The 495-nt window shown below is 64.4% G+C and carries 1 protein-coding gene; it reads left to right on the plus strand.

Annotated features, from left to right (window positions below; genetic code table 11):
• On the plus strand, positions 1-495 hold a 495-nt coding region (locus FLW16_RS45855), incomplete at both ends, for a trypsin-like serine peptidase (protein WP_396687284.1).

Below are 495 nucleotides of genomic sequence, written 5' to 3' on the forward strand. Positions count from 1 at the left end.
TACAAGAACCTGGTGGCGACCGCCGGCCATTGCGTGTACGACACCAAGAGCAACAAGGCGACCCTCGACAAGTGGGTCTTCGTCCCCGGTTACTACCAGGGCAAGACCCCGTGGGGCATCTACGTCGGCAAGACGGCGTACACCCACTACGACTACGACGTCTACGAGGACGGCGACCGCGACTACGCGTTCGTGACCGTCTACAACGGCGTCCTGCCCACCGGCGGCTCCAGCAAGAACTACGCCCACACGTACGAGACCTCCCGTGAGGCGAGGCGGGCCAAGGCCAAGCTCGACAAGGACAGCGCCTACTCCCGCCTTCGTCTTCGGACCGTGATCGACACCGACCACGTGGTCAAGGAGGGCACCCGCGACTCGCAGAAGGTCTACGTCAAGCGGGACGACTGGAAGAAGCTCAACCCCGAGGGCACCCCGACCGACGGCCCCTTCAAGGAGGGCACCGGCGTCACGGACAAGGAGTACACCTCCAAGCCC

Source organism: Microbispora sp. KK1-11, assembly GCF_006874435.1.
Taxonomy (GTDB): Bacteria; Actinomycetota; Actinomycetes; order Streptosporangiales; family Streptosporangiaceae; genus Microbispora; species Microbispora catharanthi.